Here is a 20,356-nt window from a genome sequence, read left to right as displayed (position 1 = left end):
GGCCCGCAAGCGAATGGCTCGCGGGCAAGCGCGATGCGCTCGAACGGCTCACGCTGAAAGCGCGCGCGACGAGCGTCATCGGATCAGGCCGCGCCTGTCGAACCGGCCGTGGTCGAAACGGACGCGCGGGCCGCGCAGGTTCCGCTTCCCGCTCTGCAAGAGAGTCATCACGAAGCAAACTAAGACGGGCGGGATAAGGAATCCTGTTCGGGCTGAAAGTGCGCGAACGCCAGCTGTGCAATACAGCGCGCGCGTGAACTCGTCAAGCCGAGTCTCAACGAACTGCGCGAGCTGACGGGCTTGCCGCTGCCGGATGCCGACAGCCAGGCCGACGCGGCGCGGGCGTTGATCGCGGACGGCAAGGCGCGGATGGTCGCGCTGACGCTTGCGGAAAATGGCGTGCTGCTGACGACGCGCGACGAGACCTACTGCATGCCCGCGCTGAAAACCGAGGTGCGAAGCGCGATCGGCGCAGGCGACAGCTTTCTCGCCGGCATGCTCTGGGCGCTGGACCAGGGCGCAGTCCCCCGCGAAGCGCTCGGTTACGGGACTGCCGCGGCCGCCGCAACGATGAAGCAGCCGGGTACGCGGCTTTGCGATGCGCGCGACGTGGCCCGCGCGTATGTCACGGAGAATCGCCTGTCGCCGCGCAAGCCGCCCGATCCGGGAACACGGTTCCTGGCTACGGGAGGCGCGTCGTGTTCTCACAAGGGCACGTCTAGGATTTGCGGACCCACGTTTCGCCTTCCTTGTCGTAGGACCGCTTGACGGCCGCCCACGCGATCCGGTGAGCCGCCTCTTCGCGGCGCGGATCAGAGGCATGCGCATCGAACGCGTGATTGAACGCGGCGCGATAGATATCCTGGGCGTGAGAGGGCAGGTGATCCCGGACGGACGCCGGAAGATCCTCGTTTGTCTGATAGGGCATCGCATCTCCCGTTTGACAGGTCGTGAACGCATGGCACGCCTGGACAGAAACCCATGATGCTCTGACGCTTCGAGTCTCTGCGAGTCTCTGCAAGACGGCGGCAAGCATCCCCGCTTTCCGCGCCGATCCCGCTTCCGATCCTGCTTCCGCTTTCGTCCGAACGGAACGCTCCAGCAGCGGCCCACAGGCAGATATCCGGCCGAAATCTCCGACCGGTGCAGCGAACAGACTCTAGAAGTGTTAGATCCTCTCAAGAGACCGTGCAGAAGCGGTTCGTTTTCATGGCCTGTATCGGTGAGGACGCCCGACGACTGTGCCCGAGTTCCAGCACGCGCGATGGTCCGTTGCGTAAGCGGCATCGGGTTGCAATACGAGACTCATTCGGTTGATGGCGCGTTTAAAGCCGCCGATCGATCAAGGGCACGTCAGTGAGGTCCATGCCTCATCCGGCCACGTGGCCTGGAACGATCCGCGCGCGACGACGCCGTTGGTTTGACCTGCGTCAGTTCTTCCCGGGTCGAAAATCATAGCATTCCAATTGCATTGCATCGCGCTGGGCGCGTCGAGCGCAGGGCCTTGGGTAATGTCCTGCCTATCGCACCAGACGTCTTCTGTACTCGACCCATCTCCATGGAGAACGACCATGGCCGACCCACTTGCCGCATGGCACACCGAGCACATCAATTTCGCCCGGCTACTCGACATTCTTGAGGAACAGGTTACGGCTTTGCAAAGGGGCGTGAGCCCGAATTACCTGCTTATGGCCGACATCCTGTATTACATGAGAAATTTCGCCGACCGCGTTCATCATCCGCGAGAAGATGTCGCGTACGCGCGGCTTGCCGAACGGGATCCTGGGATCAAACTGGTGGCAAACCGCCTTCTGCAGGAGCATCGCGTGCTTGCGACGGCCGGCGATGATCTCCTCGCTCACATCAATGAGGCCGGAGAAGATGTTGTGACCCCGCGCGCCGTGCTGGAGGCAGCTGCGGCCACGTACCTTGTGTATTATCGGCACCACCTTTCCACGGAGGAGCGAGACGTGATGCCTCGCGCTGCACAGGTGCTGACAGAACAGGACTGGGCTGCAGTAGATGCAACCCTACCGGCCAGCCCCGACCCGCTCTTCGGAGGCAATGTACTCGAACGCTTTGAGACACTTCGCAGGCAAATCGATCTTGATGCGAAGGTGGCCAGAGACCGGGGGCTCCCATCAGACATCCCTTCATTCCCCGCGAGGCAGTGAGAAAAGACATGGGCGTAGCGGACGCCCACAGTTATTCAAACTCACGAAACTGTGGCGTCAAGACTGTCCGGCCCGTCGATTGTTATGCAGGTCGTTTCCTTCGCGCTGGAATTATCCCGGCTCTCGCGAACCGCCCTCGGCGCGACCGGTCGTGCAGCTCAACCCCAGGCTCTTTCTCCTTCTGCACTGACAACCGTGCACTGGAGCCCCTGCGCGGCACCCGCGCGATCGATCGCCGCTTCGAGCCGTGCAAACGGATAAGTCGCGAGCTCGACAACATCGAGCGACAACTGTCCCGACGTCACGAGCGACACGAGCGCGAGGTAATCGGCGCTGCCGTACATGAAGTGACCGATCAGCTCCCAGTTGTTGCGCAGCATCTCGCTGTAGGCGATGGGCAGATCGACGTCCATGCTGCCCATCAGCACGAGCCGCCCGTTGCGGCGCAAGCTGCGCAGCGCCGCGAGCGTCGCGTCCGGTTCCTGTGCGTGGCCGACCATGTCGAAAGCAAGGTCGGCACCGCCGCCAGCCGCCTCACGGATTGCAGCGACATCGCGCGCACCATCGCGCGTCAGCACAATCGGCACGACGCGGCCACTTCCTAACTCGACGAGCTTCGCGAGCGGCTCGGCGCGACGGCCGAGGGCGACGATGCGGCTGGCTCCAAGCGCCAGCCCCGCGATCACGGCCGCCGAACCGAAGTATCCCGTCGCACCGTTCACAATCACTGTCTCGCCGGCCGCAAGTCTGCCGCGGCGCAAGCCACCGAACGGCACCGAAAATTTGCCCAGCGCCGCCAGGCGCGCTGCCGGCATCGCATCCAGGCCGTCGAGTGCCAGCACGGATGAAGCTGGGAATTCTGCGAACTCGCGCAGCGTTCCGTGCGGAAAATCGGCGAGCATCGGCGCGCTGCCCGTGCTGACGCCGGTGAGGCCAATCAGAATCTACTCGGGCTCAGCCACCGCTTCATTGGCAACCCAGTGCGGATGTACAACAACGCGCTGGCCGGGCCGAAAACCAAACACGCCTTCGCCGACGGTCTTGATAATGCCGATGCCGTCCGTCCCTGGCGAAAACGGCCCGGGCGGAAATGCATATGGCAGCTTGCCCTCGACGTATGACCGGGTATAGCTGAGCAGCGGCACCGCCTCCATGCGCAGCAGCACGGCGCCGCGCCGCGGTAGCGGCGTCGGTTCATCGCGCAAGACCAGGGGTTTGCCGGGTTCATCGAGCATCCAGGCTTTCATCGTCTTTCCTCACGAAAGGGTCATCGGACGATTGAACTGTAGCGGCGGCCGACATATTCTTGAAATCAATAGTCAGAATTGGACCTATCAACATGACGAGCGCCGAGCGCTTCGAGCGCGGCGAGATCGATCTGCTGATCGGTTCGGAGCGGATGGTCCCGGCGTGGACGAAGGCGCGCAAACTTTACGACGAGCACTTCGTCTTCGTGCAGCGCAAGGGGCATCCGCGCGGACTCGCGCCGCTTGATCTCGATAGCTACTGTGCGCTGGGCCATGTGCTCGTTTCGACGAGCGGTGGCAGCTTTTTCGGCTTCATGGACGAGCATTTGCAGGCGCTTGGGCGTGCGCGCCACGTTGCGCTGTCGGTTCAGCACTTCACACTCGTGCCCGAGCTGCTCGCTCGCACGGACTATGTCTCGACGCTGCCGTCGCGGCTCGTCACGCGCTATCGGGACGTGCTCGATGTGTTCGAGTTGCCGTTCGAGGCGCGCGGATTTTCGCTGTTTGCTGCATGGCATCCTCGCGATCAGGCTGATCCGGGCAGCGTTTGGTTGCGCGAGACGCTGACGCGGATTGCGGCAAACGGGTTGGCGTGATCATGAGCATAGGGAGCACCCAGCGTGATTTACCCGGTTGCGATTCACTCTCCACCGACGATCTTCCTGACGGAAAAGGGCAGACCGAAGTCTTTCCCTTGCTACGGCTAAGCAGCCTTCCCAGGTTATACCGGAGCTGAAATGCGCAACCGGTCCTGATCTTCACGGACCGGTCCAGAAGGATTCTGGAGGGGCTGGCAGACAAGCTGGGCACAGTAATGGGCGTCTCGCGCGCAGCATTCGATGGTACGTGCCTAACGACTATCGGGTCGGCCAAACAGGCAAGATCGTCGCGCCGCAACTGTACATCGCGTCGGCATCTCGGCGCGATCCAGCACCTGGCGGGCATGAGGCACTCGAAGGGCGATTCGCGATCAACGAGGATGAAGAGGCGCCATCTTCAGCGTCGCCGACTGCCGGCCTCGTCGGCGATCTGCTCACGATCCTCCCGGAGCTGGTGAGCGCTTAGTAAACGGTAAATAGTAGTCCAACGTATTCTGAATGTGTAATCACAAGTGAAACACCCCAGTGCGACGGATCGCCAGCGACATTGCGAGGCCATTTAACATAAATCAAACTAACAAATCTGTAGTTATCCGAATTATTCACAATAACCTTCAGTTCGCTTTAGAAGCCGTGACATGGTGGGGGTAAGGTTACACGTTATTCAACGTCAATTAGGTGGCTATGGTCTGGAGCACGCGCCAGCGGTGAGTGACGATGCGTTGAAGCGGATGAGGCAGACAGTGCGGGGTTGGCGAATACACCGACGGACATCGGCGACGCTGGCTGAACTCGCGCAGCAATGCAACACGACGATACAAGGGTGGTGGAACTACTATGGGGCGTTTTATCGGACGGCGATGCACAGCCTCTTCGGCTACGTGGACCAACGGCTTCAGCAGTGGGCTCGACGAAAGTACAAGAGGTTGCGGCAGCACAAGCAGTATAGTTGTGCATGGCTATGCAAAATGGCGACCGTCCACCCGCGGTTGTTTGTCCATTGGCGTGTCGTTGGCGTATCGGTTGGATAACGGGAGCCGAATGAGCCGAGAGGTTCACGTTCGGTTCAGGTTAATTTGTTTATTTTCGCGAAGTCAGATTGGTTTGTTCCGGATCAGTTCTTATTTGTGCGTCACCAAGCCCCCGTCCACTGTCCTTGAATCCATCAAGCCCAATCGTGATATATTGAATATCTAAGGGCTCCCGACCGGCACGTCCATCACCGTGCGCAACGCGCGTTCATCTCCAGGTTCCGCAATGTTCGACCCTTCGCTGTTTGGCCGTCTTTCGTTTATGCACGCCGAGCCGGGCAAGGGCCCGTTGCCGCCAGGCCGAAATCGTCTGGGAATCGCCGATGAGCGCGACGCGGTTCTGTTCGTGCCGACGGACCTCGATGCACAAGGTACGCAACGCCCCGTGCCGCTCTTCGTGATGTTCCATGGCGCGGGCGGTTTCCCGGAGAAGGTGCTGCCGTTCATCGAAGAGCACGCTGAGCGCGACAAGTTCCTCGTGCTCGCGCCGCATTCGATGTATCCGACGTGGGACATCGTGATCGGCGGAAGCGGTCCGGACCTCGAGCGGCTGCATCGGGCGCTCGTCGAAGTGACCACGCGCTATAGCGTCGACCGTAGCCGCCTCGCGTTTGCGGGCTTCTCGGATGGCGCGAGCTACGCGCTGTCGATCGGCATCACGAACGGCGACATCGCGAGCCACGTGATCGCGTTTTCCGGCGGCTTCATGTCGGTCTTCATGCAGGAGGGCGTGCCCAAGGTGTTTATCGCGCATGGGCTGCGCGACGAACAGCTCCCCATCGAAACCAGCGGCCGCGCGAACGCAGCGAAGCTGAAGTCCGCCGGCTATGACGTGCAGTTCGTCGAATTCAACGGCTTGCATGCGATCCAGCCTGCCGTCGTCGGCATGGCAATCGAGTTCTTCCTCGGCTAGCTTGCGCGCAGTCGAGCGCCGCGTCACCGGACCACAACCGATACGAGTGCGTTTATGGACTTTGAAATTCCGGAATCACTGGTGCATCCTCTGCTCGCGATGATCGAATCCGAATCGCCGCTGGCACGACAGCTCAATCAGCACAGCGCGTGTCACGGCAACATGCTGGTGTCGAGCAAGCTGTTCGATTCGAAGTCGCTGAATACGCTGTATTCGCTGAGCAAGGCGAACAACGAGCGCGCGCTGATGTTCCAGATGCTCGCGCTCGACAACATCTACAACGCACCGCAGGCACGCACGATTCCGGGCCTCGATCAGCTGGTGTCGGGCTTGATCGCGTATCTGTCGCGCGATGCGATCGATGGCTGGCTGTACAAGCGCGCGAAGGACGGCACGCTGCTGCCGTGGCTCGTGCGCCGCATGCGTTACGTCGAACCCGAGCAGGGCATGCCGTATGTCGTCGTCGATATGCTGGCGAATACGATGCAATCGGCGAACTCCGAGCGCACCGACCCGCACATGCGCCTCTCGGGCATGACGACATCGCTCGTGTTCAACCGTCTCGACATCGCGAACCGCACGATCCCCGAACTGCTCGCCGAATTCGGCTTCTACAAGGAGTGCCCGGAATTCAAGCGCGAATACGAGCAGTACGCGCGGCGCTTTCTGGCGTTTCAACCGCGCTTCGGTGCGCAGTTCGTCGTGTCGAAAGCGGCGTTTGCCGTCGATGCGAAGGGCGCCGCGGAGTTGACACGTATTGTCGATGGCGTGAGCGCGAAGTGCGTCAACGATGAGGAGACGCTGGAGCGGCGCTTTCAGATGACAGCCGACGCCGATTTCTGGCGCGGCGCGAATGTCGCCGGCGGCTTCGACAAGGTGCCGCTGCATTGCTACGTCTGCCTGTATCACCTGGAATGGCACCGGAATATCTGGGTGCATGTGCAGAACATGACCGAGTACCAGTACCAGCCCGAACTGCGCGAGAAGCTGGTTCTGCCCGAGCATCATCGCGATCTGATCGACATCCTGACGTCGAAGCTGAACGTGTTCGTGCAGGACTTCGTGCCGGGCAAGTCGGGCGGCACGACGATTCTCTGCCAGGGCGCGCCCGGACTCGGCAAGACGCTGACAGCGGAGATCTATTCGGAAGTGGTCGGCAAGCCGCTGTATCGCGTGCATTCGGGGCAACTTGGCACGACGGCGGCATCCGTCGGCGCGACGCTGTCAGGCATCTTGCAGCGCGCGACGCGCTGGGACGCGATCCTGCTGCTCGACGAAGCCGACGTCTACATCCGCCGCCGCGACAACGACCTCGAACACAACGCGATCGTTGCGGAGTTCCTGCGCACGCTCGAGTACTTCAACGGCTTGCTGTTCATGACGACCAACCGGATCGACGATGTCGACGACGCGATCCTGTCGCGCTGCATCGCGAAGATCCACTACGAGACGCCGCCGAGGCGCGATGCGATCCGTCTATGGAAGCTGCTCGCCGAACAGTTGGGCGCGGATATCGACGACGATCTGGTCGAAACGCTAACGAGCGCTTATCCGAAAGCGAGCGGACGGGACATCAAGGAACTGCTGAAGCTGACGACGCGCTATTGCCGCGCGAAACAGATTCCGCTGTCGGAGCAGGCGTTCAGGACGTGCGCGATGTTTCGCGGGCATGCGTGACGGCGCGCGTTTGTAACGCTAACGCTCACATCAGAGGTGTGCAGATGACAGCGTGACGCATCAAGAGAGCCGGGGCCGTTTGCTTGGCCCCGGCTCATGTTCACGCATGCGCGTGCGTCACTTCCTTCACGCGAGACTTTGCGTCGTCAATGGCAGCGCATGAACGCGCTTGCCCGTGGCCGCGAATATCGCATTCGCCACTGCGGGCCCGATGGGCGCCACGCCCGGTTCGCCGATGCCCGTCGGCGCTTCCGTCGAAGGGACGATGTGCACCTCGACTTGCGGCATCGCGTCGATGCGCAGCACACGGTAGCCGTCGAAGTTGTTCTGCTCGATGCGGCCGTCCTTCAACGTGATCGCGCCATACAACACCGCACCCAAGCCGAAGCCGATGCCGCCTTCGATCTGTGCCGCGATCACGTCCGGGTTGATCGCCGTGCCGCAATCCACCGCGCAGACGACGCGATCCACCTTGACCTTGCCGTCCTTGTCGATCGAGACCTCGGCGACCTGCGCGACGAACGTGTGGAACGCCTCGGCCACCGCGATGCCGCGTCCCTTGCCGCGCGGCAAAGGTTTGTTGCTCCAGCCTGCCTTCTGCGCCGCGAGATCGAGCACGGCGCGCATGCGCGGCTGATGTTCTAGCAGATCGCGCCGGAACGTGTACGGGTCCTTGCCGGCCGCATGCGCCGCTTCGTCCATGAACGCTTCGACGGCATAGGCGGTGTGCGAGCTGCCGACCACCCGCCACCACAGCACGGGCACGCCCGTGCGCGTCGTCGACAGCTGGACCGAGATGTTCGGAATCGCGTACGCGATGTTCGCGGCGCCTTCCACCGATGTTCCGTCGATGCCGTTCTTCACCATCGCCGAAAACGGCGTGTCGGCGACGATCGACTGCCCGACGATCCGATGCTGCCAGCCCACGAGCTTGCCGTCGCGCGTGAGTCCCGCTTCGAGCTTGTGGAAATACATCGGCCGATAGAGACCGCCGTGGATGTCGTCCTCGCGCGTCCACTGAAGCTTGACGGGTGTGCCGTTCGCGCCGAGCGCCTTCGCGATCGACACCGCTTCGGAGATGTAGTCCGAGCCCGGATTCGCGCGCCGGCCAAAGCTGCCGCCCGCATACAGCGTGTGAATGCTGACCTGCTGCGGCTGCAGGCCCGCCGCGCGCGCCGCATTACCCTGATCGATGGTCTGGAACTGATCGCCTGCCCAGATTTCGCAGCTGTCGGCCGTGAGCTTGACGACGGCGTCGAGCGGCTCCATCGGCGCGTGGGCGAGATACGGGAACTCATAGCTCGCGGAAATCTTGCGCGGCGCGCCCTGGATCGCCTTCGACGCGTCGCCTTCGGTGCGCGCGGGCAGGCCGGGCTTCTCAGCGATCTTGCGATACTCGGCCATGATGTCCGCTGAACTGCGCTTCTCCGCGTGCGAGTCGTCCCATTCGACCTTCAGTGCATCGCGGCCCTGCTTCGCGGCCCAGAAGCTCTTGCCGACGACGGCGACGCCGCGCGATACCTGCACCACATCGACGACGCCCGGCACCGCCTTGGCCGCCGACGCGTCGAACGATTTCACCGTTGCGCCGAATTGCGGCGGACGCTGCATCACGGCGACGAGCATGCCGGGGAACGTGACGTCGATCGTGAATTGCGCGGTGCCGTCGGTTTTCGGCGGCACGTCGACGCGCGGCGACTGGCTGCCGATCAGCTTGAAATCTTTCGGGTCCTTGAGCGTGGCCTGGTCCGGCACGGGCAGTTTTGCCGCCGCCGTCGACAGCGATCCGTAGGTCGCGTGCTTGCCGCTCGCGTCGTGATAGACGACGCCGCGCTCGGTGCGCAACTCGGACGCGGGCACCTTCCATTGCTGCGCGGCCGCCGTGACGAGCATCACGCGGGCCTTGGCGCCTGCTTCGCGCAGCTGCGTCCACGAATTGGCCATCGCCGAACTGCCGCCCGTTCCCTGTATCGTGCCGAACGCGAGATTCGCGTAGCGCTTCGCATCGGCGGGCGCGCTTTCGACGCGGACGTGCGTCCAGTCCGCGTCCAATTCCTCGGCGAGGATCGTCGCGATGCCCGTGTATGCGCCCTGGCCCATCTCGACGTGCTTGGCGATCACGGTCACGCTGTCGTCAGTGCCGACTCGCAGAAATGCATTCGGCGCGAACGTGCCGCTCGCCGTTTCAGCGGCGATGGCGCGCCGCGACGTGCCGGCCCATTCGAAGCCGACGGTCAGCGCCAGCGCGGCCGCCGCGCCGGCGCCTTTGAGGAACGTGCGTCGCGACGGACGCTGAACATCAACGATATCGGTCGTCATCGCTCACCCCCTGCTGACGGCATCGGCCGCATCGTGGATCGCCGCGCGAATGCGCGTGTACGTCGCGCAGCGGCAGATGTTGCCGCTCATCGCGGCGTCGATGTCGGCGTCGGAGGGCTTCGGGTTTTGCGCGAGCAACGCGGCTGCGGACATGATCTGCCCGGATTGGCAGTAGCCGCACTGCGGCACCTGCAACTTCACCCAGGCCGCCTGCACGGCCTTGGCCGGCTTGCCCTGCAGCCCTTCGATCGTCGTGACATGGCGGCCTTCGACAGCCGACAGCGGCGTGACGCACGAGCGTATCGGCTGCCCTTCGAGATGGACCGTGCACGCGCCGCATTGCGCCATGCCGCAGCCGAACTTCGTTCCGTGCAGGCCCGCGACTTCGCGGATCGCCCACAGCAGCGGCATGTTGGGATCGGCGTCCAGCGTCGTGGACTTGCCGTTGAGAAACAAAGTGGTGGACATCGATGACTCCGAGTGTGGTTCGGGTGCTGATCGTTCGTGCGCGTTGCCTGGCGTTTCGCGATGTTTCGTGGCTGGCGCCATACGGCGGGAGAACTGCGCGGCGGGTGGAACTGCGGCGAAGCGCTCGCTGCGTTTGCCATGCTTTCGCGGCCACGGCGCGCGGAGTGCCGGCGACGCAATGGGAACCTGTGGAGTGTGGCTCAAAGCCAGCGTTTTCTGTTATTCGGAAACTCTCGAAGTCTTGCCTAATCCTGCGGGACCGTTCGTCGGCCGGCGCGATGCAGGAGGCGTATATTCGCCGTGTGGCGCATCGATTCCGTCACGATTCCGACGATCAGGAGAGCCGCCGATGAACAATCGATCGTTGAAGTGCTCGCTCGCGGCCATCTGGCTGTTCGCATTCGCGTCGGTGGGAATCGCGCAGGAAGCGCATGTGGTGCCCGGAGCGACGGCCGTTTATGTCTCCGACTTCGAACTCGATGCGGCCAACGTTACGCCGGACCAGAGCCGGCTGAGCAGGGCGCGTCGCCTTGCCGGCAGCGTGTCCCCGCTGCACCTGACACAGCAGGACCCGAAGGCGAAGTCCCAGCAGATCGTAGCCGAGATGTCCGATACCCTGATTGCCGATCTGCGGAGCAAAGGCGTCGATGCGCGCCGCGTTTCCGGAACCACCGAAGTGCCTGCGCAAGGCTGGCTGGTGCGCGGCGTATTCCTGAGCGTCGACGAGGGCAATCGCGTGCGGCGCGCCGTGGTGGGTTTCGGCGCGGGACAAGGCAAGATCGAACTCGCGATCGCAATCGATGCGTTGCCCAATCCGACGCCGCAACCGCTTTATCAGGAGATTGAAGGTCAATCGCGCAAGCATGCGCCGGGCGCGATGGTCAAGCTCAATCCCTATGTGGCCGCGGCAAGGTATGTGATGGCGGGCAACGACGAGAAGGCAAATATCAAAGAGGTTGCGGGACAGGTCGCCGATGCTGTCGTCGCGCGAATGAAAGGGCGCGCCGAAGCACCGCAGCAGTGAGCGGCGCGCTCCGGCTAACGCGCTTTCTCAGACCCGCCACGCCTCGCCTTGAGGAAAGCCGTGCCTGTCGAGCGACGCGGCCTTCATCTCGATGCTATAGCCCGCGCGTTGCGGCGGCATGTAGCGACCGTTGCGAATCACGACGGGATCGACGAAGTGCTCATGCAAATGATCGACGTATTCGAGCACGCGGTTTTCCAGCGAGGCCGATACGCAGATATAGTCGAACAGAGAAATATGTTGGACGTACTCGCATAAACCGACGCCGCCCGCATGCGGACACACAGGCACACCGAACTTCGCCGCCATCAGCAGCACGACGATCACCTCGTTGAGTCCGCCCAGACGGCAGCTATCCACCTGACAGAAGTCGATCGCCTGCGCCTGTAGCAACTGCTTGAACATCACGCGGTTGTGGCAATGCTCACCCGTCGCGACGCCGATGGGATGAAGGCGCTTGCGGATCGCCGCGTGGCCGATAATGTCGTCGGGGCTCGTCGGCTCTTCGATCCACCACGGATCGAATTCCGCGAGACGCCGCATGTTGGCGACGGCTTCATCGACGTCCCACACCTGATTCGCGTCCATCATCAGCTTCAGGTCTGCGCCGATCTCTTCGCGCAATATTCGCGCGCGCCGCACATCCTCTTCGAGGCTGCCGCCCACTTTCTGCTTGAAGTGCGTCCAGCCTTGCGCGACGCCTTCGCGCGCGAGCCGGCGGATCTTCTCGTCGTCATAGCCGAGCCAGCCCGCCGACGTGGTGTACGCCGGATAGCCGCGCGCGAGCATTTCCTTTTCGCGCTCGCCTTTCGTGCTTGCGTGACGATGCAGCATCGCGATGGCCTCGTGCGGCGTGATCGCGTCCGTCACATAGCGGAAGTCGAGACAGCGCACGAGTTCTTCCGGGCTCATGTCGACGAGCAGTTTCCACACAGGCTTGCCTTCCGCTTTCGCCCACAGGTCCCACACCGCGTTCACGACGGCCGCCGTCGCCAGATGGATCGCGCCTTTGTCAGGGCCGATCCAGCGCAGTTGACTATCCGAAGTCACCTCGCGCCAGAAAGCACCCATGTTCGCTGAGATATCTTCAAGGCGCTTGCCGATGACGAGCGGCGCCAATGCATTGACGGCGGCCACGCAGATTTCATTGCCGCGTCCGATCGTGAACGTGAGGCCATGACCCGCGAGCTTCTTCGGCGAATCGGTTTCGAGCGTGACGTAAGTGGCGGAGTAGTCCGGCGCGGCGTTCATCGCGTCCGAGCCATCGAGGGAGCGCGAAGTGGGAAAGCGGATGTCCCGAACGGACAGACTGGTGATCGTGGTCATCTGAGCAACCCTCCGGGGGGCGATGGCTATCGGCTTCCGCCTGCGAACAAAGACGGACCGGCTCGTGCATGCAAGCGCCACGTAAGCCCCGGTTAGGGAAATCACCGAGCGTATTTGCTAAGCGTTTGCACGCGTTGACAACACTTCATTCACTTCCTAGCATGCTAGCATGTCTTAACGAAATCAAGCACGCCGTGAGCACTTCATCCGATGCAGCGAGTGCCGTCAGTAATCCGTATGACGCATTGCCAAAGATCAGGGGCGGCGAGCGGGGCAGCCTGACCGACGCAGTCGAACAGGCGCTGAGAGAAGCGATCGTGACGCTGGTGCTGGAACCGGGGATGATGATCGACAAGATGGCGGTCTGCGAACGGATGGGCGTATCGCGCTTTCCGGTTTCCGCTGCGTTGGCGAGGCTCGCGCATGCTGGGCTCGTCGAAGTGCTTCCGCAGCGCGGCACGCGCGTCAAGCCGATTGCGCTCGACGACATCCGTCAGCATCTGTTCATCCGTAGCGCGCTCGAAGTCGAGACCGTGCGGGATGTCGCGCTGATGCACGACAAGGCGACGCTCGATGCACTCGCGATCAATCTCGATGAGCAGCGCAAAGCAGTGAAAAGTGGCGAACGCCTCGCGTTTCATGTACTCGATCTGGCTTTTCACGAAGTCCTGCTCGATGCCGTCAATCTGCCGCGAGTGAAGGAAATCGTCGCGGTGTCGCGCAATGCACTCGATCGCGCGAGGCAATTGCTAGCAAGTCCCGAGCGGCTCGTACATACGCTCGAGGAGCACGAGATCATCTTCGAAGCGATTCGTAGCGGAAAGGCCGACGCGGCGGCGAAAGCGATGCACGGTCATCTCGATCAGGTGGTTGCCGAGCTGCGCCGGTCTGCGAAGGAAAGACCGGATCTTTTCGGGCCGTAACGACTCACACGATGATGAATCTGCGAACCTGAACCACTGAACGTGAACCACTTTACGCAGCGCCAACGCTCGCTGCATGGGATCAAGGGGGCCCCGGTAATGTGTCTGGCTTCTCGTTTTGTTTCCAGTCCTGAAAGACAACGACGACCAGTGCTTCACCTATCTGCTTCCCGCGAGGAGGCCTTTGGCCGTTGCGTCGGAGCCAGCGGCCGTCAGCCATTTGTCGGCAGGTCCGCGCCATGACGCCGCTCATTTCAGTCAATAAGCTTAGCAAGAGCTTTCCCGGTGTAAGGGCGCTGCATGAGGTCCAGTTCGAACTCGTGGCGGGCGAAGTCCACGCGCTGATGGGCGAGAACGGCGCTGGCAAGTCGACGCTGATGAAAATTCTCGCGGGCGTCTATACGCGCGATTCCGGCGAGATTCTCTATGACGGTAAGCCCGTCGAGTTCACGTGTCCACGCGATGCGCAGACCGTCGGCGTCGGCATCATTCATCAGGAACTGCAACTGATGAATCATTTGACCGTCGCGCAGAACATTTTCATTGGACGCGAGCCGCGCGGACGGCTCGGCGTTTTCCTCGACGAAGACAGGCTCAATGCGCAAGCAGCCGATATTCTCGCGCGCATGCATGTGCGGCTCGATCCGCGCAAGGTGGTCGGCACGCTGACGGTCGCGAGTCAGCAGATGGTCGAGATCGCGAAAGCGTTGTCCTTCGATTCGCGCGTGCTGATCATGGACGAGCCCACTTCCGCGCTCAACGACGCCGAGATCGCCGAGCTCTTTCGCATCATCCGGCAGTTGAAGGACAGAGGCGTGGGAATCATCTACATCTCGCACAAGATGGATGAGCTGAAGCAGATTTCCGACCGCGTCACGGTGCTGCGCGATGGCGAGTACGTCGCGACGGTGGCCACGGCCGATACCAGCGTGCAGGCGATCATCGGCATGATGGTGGGCCGCACGCTGGCCGACGTGACGCCGACGCACGGCACCACGGAGAAAGGCGACGTCGCGCTCGAAGTAAAATATCTCAACGCCGGCCCGCTCGTCAGGGATGTGAGTTTCACGCTGCGTAAAGGCGAGATATTGGGCTTTGCTGGCCTGATGGGCGCGGGCCGCACCGAGGTCGCGCGCGCCGTGTTCGGCGCCGATCCCGTCGAATCCGGCGATATCTTCGTGAACGGCTTGAGGGCGGTGATCAAAAGACCCAGCGACGCGGTGGCGCGCGGGATCGGCTATCTGTCCGAAGACCGTAAGCGCTTCGGTCTTGCAACGGGGATGGACGTCGAGTCGAACATCGTGATGTCCGACCTGGGTAAATTCCTGTCGTTGAAGTTTTTCCTGCGCCGCGCGCAGATGCGCAAGGCGGCATCCCGCTTCATCAGTCTGCTTGCGATCCGCACGCCTTCGCCGACACAGCCTGTGCGGCTTCTCTCCGGCGGCAACCAGCAGAAGATCGTCATTGCGAAATGGCTAGAACGGGACTGCGACGTGCTCTTCTTCGACGAGCCGACGCGCGGCATCGACGTCGGCGCCAAGAGCGAAATCTACAAGCTGCTGCGCTCGCTTGCCGGGCAAGGCAAGGCGATCGTCATGATTTCGTCGGAATTGCCGGAAATCCTGCGCATGAGCGATCGCATCGTGGTGATGTGCGAAGGCCGCATCACGGGCGAACTGTCCGCGAGCGACGCGACGCAAGAGCGCATCATGCATCTCGCGACGCAGCGCGAAACCTTGAAAGTAGCCTGATCCCCAAGAGGTCAAGTACATGACACAGCCATCGGATACTGCAGCGCTATCCAACGAAAGACGAATGTCGGGTCTGAGAGCCCGTGTCTTTTCGCCGACTGCTTTGCAAAAGCTGCTCGCCTTCGCGAGCCTGATCCTGCTGCTGATCTTCTTCAGCTTTGCTTCGCCCGCATTCATGCAGATGGACAACATCCTCGGCATCTTGCAGGCGACGGCCGTCAACGGCGTGCTGGCGATCGCGAGCACGTTCGTCATCATCACAGGCGGCATCGATCTGTCCGTTGGCACGTTGATGACTTTTACCGCCGTCATTTGCGGCGTGTTTCTCACGTACTGGCATTTGCCGATGTGGATCGGCGTGGTCGCTGCGATTGCAACGGGTGCGGTCTGCGGAACCGTATCGGGCACGCTGACGGCGAAAATGAAGATCCCGCCGTTCATCGCGACGCTCGGCATGATGCTGTTGCTGAAAGGGCTTTCGCTCGTCGTGTCCTCCGATCAGCCGATCTATTTCACCGACACCGAGAACTTCTACATGATCTCGCAGGACTCGCTGATCGGCTATTTCTTGCCCAGCGTGCCCGTGCCGAATGCAGTGCTGATCCTTTTCGCTCTTGCGATCGCGAGTTCGATCGCGCTCAATCGCACGGCGCTTGGCCGCTATACGTTCGCGCTCGGCAGCAATGAAGAAGCCGTGCGGCTTTCGGGCGTGAACGTGGACCGCTGGAAGATCGCGATTTATGGCGTGGGCGGCGCGATTTGCGGCGTCGCCGGACTGCTCATCGCATCGCGTTTGAACTCGGCGCAGCCGGCGCTGGGCCAGGGCTACGAACTGGAAGCGATTGCTGCCGTCGTCATCGGCGGCACTTCTCTTAGCGGCGGCTCGGGCACGATACTGGGCACGATCATCGGCGCATTCATCATGAGCGTGCTGACGAATGGGCTGCGCATCATGTCGGTTGCGCAGGAATGGCAGATCGTGGTGACGGGGCTCATTATCATTCTCGCGGTGTACGCGGACATCCTGCGACGCAAGAAGGGCTGACACAGTACGGGACAAGATCAAGAAGGGGAGCACGTAGCACGTAAAGGCTCCCTCAACGGCTGGAGGTTGATGGCCTACCTTAGGAGGAGAAACCCCATGTTGAAAAGAAGACTCATCAGTATCGCGATCGGTGTCGGTGCGCTCGCTGGCGTGACCAGTCTTGCGTATGCGGACGAGCCGTATATTCCGCTCATCTCGAAGGGCTTTCAGCACCAGTTCTGGCAGGCAGTGAAATCCGGGGCGGAACAGGCCGCGAAGGAGCAGAACGTCAGGATCACCTTCGAGGGCCCGGAAACGGAAGCGATGGTCGACAAGCAGATCGACATGCTCTCGGCCGCGCTCGCGAAGAAACCACAGGCACTCGGCATTGCCGCGCTCGACAGCAAGGCGGCGATTCCGCTGCTCAAGCGCGCGCAGTCGAGCAAGATCCCCGTCATCGCGTTCGACTCGGGCGTCGACAGCAACATCCCGTTGACGACCTGCGCGACGGACAACCTTGCGGCCGCCGCGCTCGCCGCCGACAAGATGGCCGAAATGATCGGCAACTCGGGCGAGGTCGGCGTGATCGTGCACGATCAGACGAGCCGCACGGGAATCGATCGCCGTGACGGCTTTCTCAACGAGATGAAGACGAAGCATCCCGGCATCAAGATAGTCTCTGTGCAGTATGGCGGCGGCGACCACTTGAAGTCGGCGGAAATCGCCAAGGCGATGATTCAGGCCAACCCGAATATCAAGGGCATTTTCGGCGCGAACGAAGGCTCGGCGGAAGGCGCGGCAATCGGCGTCAAGGAATCGGGCAAGAAACTCGTGCTGATCGGCTATGACTCGGGCAAGGAGCAAAAAGAGGACATCACATCAGGCTTGATGGCGGGCGCGATCACGCAGAACCCGATCGGTATCGGCAAATGCGTCGTCGACTCGGCGGTGAAGGCGTTGAAAGGCGAGAAGCTGCCGAAGAAAGTCGACACAGGGTACTACTGGTACGACAAGAGCAACATGAACGACCCGAAGATTTCCGCAGTGCTATATGACTGATGGGCGTCGGTAGTGCGTTCTGAGAAAGAGGGAGGGCTGCGGCCCTTCCTCTTTTTTCGTCCTGTGGCCATGTGTTATGAAGCGGCTTTCGCGTAGTGCCTGTCCGGAATCACGACGATGTTGCCGACAAAGCTCTTCGACATGAACTGCGTTTGTGCTTCATGAAACTGCGACAGCGGCCAGGTCGCGGCCAGAATCGGCTTGATCGTGCCCGCCTCGATGTAGTCGAGCACGCGTTTGAACGCGCCGCGCGTGCCTTGCGAAGAGCCGTTCAGCTGAAGCTGCTTCAGATACATCGTGCGCAAGTCGAGTTGCACGACGGGCCCGGCGATCGCGCCCGCCGTGGTGTAGCGTCCTTCCGGGCGCAGCACGTTCAGCAGCTTTCCGAACAGCGCACCGCCGACGAGATCGGCGACTACGTCGATGGGTCGGCCGCCTGTCATGCGCGCAACGTCAGCGGCGAAGTCGTCGGTGTCGCGAAGCATCACGCCTTCTGCGCCGAGCTTGAGCACGGCTTCTTCTTTGCCCTTGCTGACGACGGCATAGGGAATCGCTCCGCGGGCGCGGCACAGTTGAATGATGCCGGAGCCGACGCCGCCCGAAGCGCCCGTGATCAGCACCGTTTCGCCGCTCTTGACGGCGGCCCGCTCGATCATCTGTTCGCCTGTGTGATACGCGCACCAGAACGTCGCGAGTTCGGCATCGGTGTAGTGCGAGTCGACGCGATGCGCGTTTTCTGCGGGCACCGCTGTGTATTCGGCGTAGCCGCCGTCGCGGCCGTGGCCGATGTAGTCGATATCGGCGAGGCTGTCGTCGTCGCGGTTGTAGATCGACGCGTCGACGATCACACGTTCGCCGATGCGCGCATCGCTGACTCCGCTTCCGACCGCAACCACCCGGCCGACGATATCAGCGCCCTGGATGCGCGGGAACGTCAGCGTCGAGCGGCCGCGACGCCAGGTGGAGACGGCCTGCGGATCGTCGTCCGTGCCATACGCGCCCTGGCGAACCCATACGTCGGTATTGTTCAGCCCGCAAGCGGTGACTTCGAGCAGCACTTCGCCGGCGTTGCAGGCGGGAACGGGCACGTCGTCGCGATAGACAAGCTTGTCGAGTCCGCCGTGAGCGGTCAGCACAATGGCCTTCATCGTTTTAGGAAGCATGGTTCTCCTCTTGGCGTTGACGGATGCGCGGCGCAAATGCGCTGCAAGCGCGCCGGCATCCGGGCTGCTGCGGCCTTATGGCTTGATGAACAGCTTGCGTGGCGTGTTGCATAACGGCTCGACACCCGACTCGGTAATCAGGATGCTCTCCGTGATTTCGAGTCCCCAGTCGTCGAGCCACAGGCCCGGCATGAAGTGGAACGTCATGCCGGGTTCGAGGACCGTCTTGTCCCCGGGACGCAGGCTCATCGTGCGCTCGCCCCAGTCCGGCGGATAGCTCGCGCCGATGGGGTAACCACAGCGGCTGTTCTTCTCGATGCCCGATTTGCGCAGCACCGCAAAGAACGCATTCGCGATGTCTTCACAGGTATTGCCCGGCTTCGCGGCCGCAAGCCCCATTTCGATCCCTTCGACCACGGCCTTTTCCGCATCGATGAAATGCTGCGGCGGCTTGCCGAGATACACCGTGCGCGACTGCGGGCAGTGGTAACGCTTGAAGCAGCCGGCGATTTCGAAGAACGTGCCCGCGTTCTTTTCGAATGGCGAGTCGTCCCAGGTCAGATGCGGCGCGGCGGCATCGGCGCCTGTGGGCAACAGCGGCACGATCGCCGGATAGTCACCGCCGTAGCCCTCGATGCCCGTGATCCCCGCCGAATAGATGTCGGCGACGAGATCGCTTTTGCGCATGCCCGGCTCGATCCGCTCGACGATACGCGCGTGCATCTTCTCGACGATGCGCGCGGCAATGCGCATGTACTCGATCTCGCGCGGCGACTTGATGGCGCGCTGCCAGTTGACGAGCGCCGTCGCATCGCGCCACGTCGCGTCCGGCAGATTGCGCTGCAACGATGCGTAGGCGGCCGCGCTGAAATAGTAGTTGTCCATCTCGACGCCGATGCGGCGCGACTGCCAGCCGCGCGCCTCGATCACTTCGCGCGCGAGATAGTCCATCGGATGACGCTCGGTGGACTGCACGTAGTGATCGGGGTAGCCGATGATGTTCTCGCGCTTCATGAACACGGTGCGCAGCGCGCCGTTCGCGTCCTGACCGCGGCCGTACCAGACGGGCTCGCCGTCGAGCGCGAGCAGCACGCATTGATGCACGTAGAACGACCAGCCGTCGTAGCCCGTGAGCCACGCCATGTTGGTCGGATCGGTGACGATCAGCAGATCGATCTGCGCCTTCTCCATCGCCTTGCGTGTCTTCGCGATGCGTGCGTCGTATTCGGCGCGATCGAAAGGCAGGCGAACCGATGGTCCCTTGGCAGGCGGGTCCTGTTTTGTTGTATCTGACATCTTTCTCGTCTCCATGCACGAACTCGTCACAGAAGTGGCGTCCCACGCACCTGAATGAGGCGCCAGCAGGTACTGCTGAGCGCAGTCTAATGCTGTGAAAAATAGGCTCCAAATGTGCTAGTTCAATCTTCATCGGCAGATCGAACGAGGGCACGATGGCTCGTTGCATCGGCGATGAAATGTCTTGCGTTGCGCTTATAGGTGTTGTCCCTGATGCGCTCGCCCGCTCTTCCGCATTGCCCTTTGCACCACGGCGTATAAGGCTTTTTTGCGGTCCATACAGGTCCAGAGAGAATTGTTCTAGAGCAATCGGATCACGAATATGGCTTTGTATGCTGGTTTGCATAGCCGCTCTTCCTGCA

20 protein-coding genes and 1 pseudogene are annotated in these 20,356 nt (G+C 62.0%); 13 read left to right on the top strand and 8 right to left on the bottom strand.

The genetic code is table 11. From position 1 onward, the window contains the following. Positions 1-240: 240 nt before the first annotated feature. Positions 241-768, top strand: coding sequence for a PfkB family carbohydrate kinase (locus tag BMW76_RS27765; protein ID WP_090871074.1), 528 nt, complete (start codon positions 241-243; stop codon positions 766-768). Here the strand turns inward: BMW76_RS27765 and BMW76_RS27760 are convergent. After that, on the bottom strand, positions 719-859 hold the full coding sequence (locus tag BMW76_RS27760; protein ID WP_245763411.1) for a ChaB family protein: 141 nt from the start codon (positions 857-859) through the stop codon (positions 719-721). The two genes, BMW76_RS27765 and BMW76_RS27760, sit on opposite strands and share 50 nt — an antisense overlap. On the opposite strand from BMW76_RS27760, the gene BMW76_RS42020 reads away from it, so the two are divergent. Both BMW76_RS42020 and BMW76_RS27755 read left to right on the top strand, forming a co-directional pair. After that, positions 821-985, top strand: coding sequence for a hypothetical protein (locus BMW76_RS42020; protein ID WP_245763412.1), 165 nt, complete (start codon positions 821-823; stop codon positions 983-985). The genes BMW76_RS27760 and BMW76_RS42020 overlap by 39 nt on opposite strands. Positions 986-1,571: 586 nt before the next feature. Next, positions 1,572-2,174 carry a hemerythrin domain-containing protein gene (locus tag BMW76_RS27755; RefSeq protein WP_090871072.1) on the top strand — a complete coding sequence of 201 codons (603 nt, stop codon included), beginning with the start codon at positions 1,572-1,574 and terminating at the stop codon, positions 2,172-2,174. 158 nt (positions 2,175-2,332) lie between these two features. On the opposite strand, the gene BMW76_RS27750 is transcribed toward BMW76_RS27755, so the two are convergent. Then, entirely contained in the window at positions 2,333-3,076 is a 744-nt protein-coding gene (locus BMW76_RS27750; protein ID WP_322789304.1) for an MDR/zinc-dependent alcohol dehydrogenase-like family protein, read from the bottom strand. Between the two features lie 42 nt (positions 3,077-3,118). Continuing rightward, the gene (locus tag BMW76_RS42615; protein ID WP_322789303.1) at positions 3,119-3,421 is read right to left on the bottom strand and encodes an alcohol dehydrogenase catalytic domain-containing protein; all 303 of its coding nucleotides are present in this window, start codon (positions 3,419-3,421) and stop codon (positions 3,119-3,121) included. A gap of 92 nt (positions 3,422-3,513) precedes the next feature. Between BMW76_RS42615 and BMW76_RS27745 the strand changes: the two genes are divergently transcribed. The 5 genes and pseudogenes from BMW76_RS27745 to BMW76_RS27725 all read left to right on the top strand — a co-directional run bounded on the left by BMW76_RS27745 (position 3,514) and on the right by BMW76_RS27725 (position 7,641). Further along, a complete protein-coding gene (locus BMW76_RS27745; protein ID WP_090871070.1) occupies positions 3,514-4,017 on the top strand; it encodes a LysR substrate-binding domain-containing protein in 504 nt (167 codons plus the stop codon). Positions 4,018-4,196: 179 nt separating this feature from the next. Further along, a pseudogene (locus BMW76_RS27740) lies at positions 4,197-4,486 on the top strand (FAD-binding protein); the annotation flags it as partial. Between the two features lie 172 nt (positions 4,487-4,658). After that, positions 4,659-5,051 (top strand): group II intron maturase-specific domain-containing protein, encoded by a 393-nt coding sequence (locus BMW76_RS42855; protein WP_407669030.1) that lies wholly within the window; start codon positions 4,659-4,661, stop codon positions 5,049-5,051. 226 nt (positions 5,052-5,277) lie between these two features. Then, complete coding sequence (locus BMW76_RS27730; RefSeq protein ID WP_090871069.1) at positions 5,278-5,964, top strand: alpha/beta hydrolase; 687 nt, start codon at positions 5,278-5,280, stop codon at positions 5,962-5,964. 54 nt (positions 5,965-6,018) lie between these two features. Continuing rightward, positions 6,019-7,641, top strand: a complete 1,623-nt coding sequence (locus BMW76_RS27725; RefSeq protein ID WP_090871067.1) for an ATP-binding protein — start codon at positions 6,019-6,021, stop codon at positions 7,639-7,641. A 126-nt stretch (positions 7,642-7,767) separates the two neighbouring features. Here the strand turns inward: BMW76_RS27725 and BMW76_RS27720 are convergent, their stop codons facing one another. After that, positions 7,768-9,960 carry a xanthine dehydrogenase family protein molybdopterin-binding subunit gene (locus BMW76_RS27720; RefSeq protein WP_090871066.1) on the bottom strand — a complete coding sequence of 731 codons (2,193 nt, stop codon included), beginning with the start codon at positions 9,958-9,960 and terminating at the stop codon, positions 7,768-7,770. Positions 9,961-9,963: 3 nt separating this feature from the next. Then, complete coding sequence (locus BMW76_RS27715; protein ID WP_090871064.1) at positions 9,964-10,428, bottom strand: (2Fe-2S)-binding protein; 465 nt, start codon at positions 10,426-10,428, stop codon at positions 9,964-9,966. Positions 10,429-10,777: 349 nt separating this feature from the next. On the opposite strand from BMW76_RS27715, the gene BMW76_RS27710 reads away from it, so the two are divergent. Continuing rightward, positions 10,778-11,452, top strand: a complete 675-nt coding sequence (locus BMW76_RS27710; protein WP_090871062.1) for a DUF4410 domain-containing protein — start codon at positions 10,778-10,780, stop codon at positions 11,450-11,452. 27 nt (positions 11,453-11,479) lie between these two features. Here the strand turns inward: BMW76_RS27710 and BMW76_RS27705 are convergent, their stop codons facing one another. Beyond that, a complete protein-coding gene (locus BMW76_RS27705) occupies positions 11,480-12,778 on the bottom strand; it encodes an L-fuconate dehydratase (protein ID WP_090871060.1) in 1,299 nt (432 codons plus the stop codon). Between the two features lie 161 nt (positions 12,779-12,939). On the opposite strand from BMW76_RS27705, the gene BMW76_RS27700 reads away from it, so the two are divergent. The 4 genes from BMW76_RS27700 to BMW76_RS27685 all read left to right on the top strand — a co-directional run bounded on the left by BMW76_RS27700 (position 12,940) and on the right by BMW76_RS27685 (position 17,535). Next, complete coding sequence (locus BMW76_RS27700) at positions 12,940-13,701, top strand: GntR family transcriptional regulator (RefSeq protein ID WP_090871058.1); 762 nt, start codon at positions 12,940-12,942, stop codon at positions 13,699-13,701. Positions 13,702-13,940: 239 nt separating this feature from the next. Next, positions 13,941-15,452, top strand: a complete 1,512-nt coding sequence (locus BMW76_RS27695; RefSeq protein WP_090871056.1) for a sugar ABC transporter ATP-binding protein — start codon at positions 13,941-13,943, stop codon at positions 15,450-15,452. A 19-nt stretch (positions 15,453-15,471) separates the two neighbouring features. Continuing rightward, positions 15,472-16,497 (top strand): ABC transporter permease, encoded by a 1,026-nt coding sequence (locus BMW76_RS27690; protein ID WP_090871054.1) that lies wholly within the window; start codon positions 15,472-15,474, stop codon positions 16,495-16,497. Between the two features lie 96 nt (positions 16,498-16,593). After that, a complete protein-coding gene (locus BMW76_RS27685) occupies positions 16,594-17,535 on the top strand; it encodes an ABC transporter substrate-binding protein (RefSeq protein ID WP_090871052.1) in 942 nt (313 codons plus the stop codon). A 74-nt stretch (positions 17,536-17,609) separates the two neighbouring features. On the opposite strand, the gene BMW76_RS27680 is transcribed toward BMW76_RS27685, so the two are convergent. Together BMW76_RS27680 and doeA are read right to left on the bottom strand one after the other, a co-directional pair. After that, positions 17,610-18,698 carry an alcohol dehydrogenase family protein gene (locus tag BMW76_RS27680; RefSeq protein ID WP_090871051.1) on the bottom strand — a complete coding sequence of 363 codons (1,089 nt, stop codon included), beginning with the start codon at positions 18,696-18,698 and terminating at the stop codon, positions 17,610-17,612. Between the two features lie 75 nt (positions 18,699-18,773). Further along, positions 18,774-19,994, bottom strand: a complete 1,221-nt coding sequence (gene doeA, locus BMW76_RS27675) for an ectoine hydrolase DoeA (protein WP_090871087.1) — start codon at positions 19,992-19,994, stop codon at positions 18,774-18,776. Positions 19,995-20,356 lie beyond the last annotated feature (362 nt).

This window comes from Paraburkholderia diazotrophica (assembly GCF_900108945.1).
Classification (GTDB): domain Bacteria; phylum Pseudomonadota; class Gammaproteobacteria; order Burkholderiales; family Burkholderiaceae; genus Paraburkholderia; species Paraburkholderia diazotrophica.
The sequence above is the reverse complement of the archived record's forward strand: the minus strand, read 5'-3'. Positions and strand labels throughout refer to the sequence as shown.